This is a genomic window from Streptomyces aurantiacus JA 4570, assembly GCF_000414115.1.
Classification (GTDB): Bacteria; Actinomycetota; Actinomycetes; order Streptomycetales; family Streptomycetaceae; genus Streptomyces; species Streptomyces aurantiacus_A.
Map to the genome: position 1 here is coordinate 1 of NZ_AOPZ01000471.1, position 209 is coordinate 209.

The following is a 209-nucleotide window of genomic DNA, read 5'->3' on the forward strand; positions in this document are numbered from 1 at the left end:
GACCGTCTCGCGCACATCCTGAAGGACAGCGCCCCGCAGGTGCTCGTGACGGACGGCTCCCTGCCCGAGGGCCTCGCCGTTCCGTCGATCCCCGTAGTGGACGTACGCGCGGACGCCGACCAGTGGGCCGCGCTGCCGGCCGACGACGTCAGCGGCACCGGAGTGGCGCCCTCGCACGTGGCCTACGTCATCTACACGTCGGGTTCGAC

General features: G+C 71.8%; 1 protein-coding gene. It reads left to right on the plus strand.

Annotation, left to right across the window (positions count from 1 at the left end; genetic code table 11):
* The coding region (locus STRAU_RS34855) for an AMP-binding protein (protein ID WP_037663943.1) at nucleotides 1-209 on the plus strand (209 nt) is incomplete at both ends.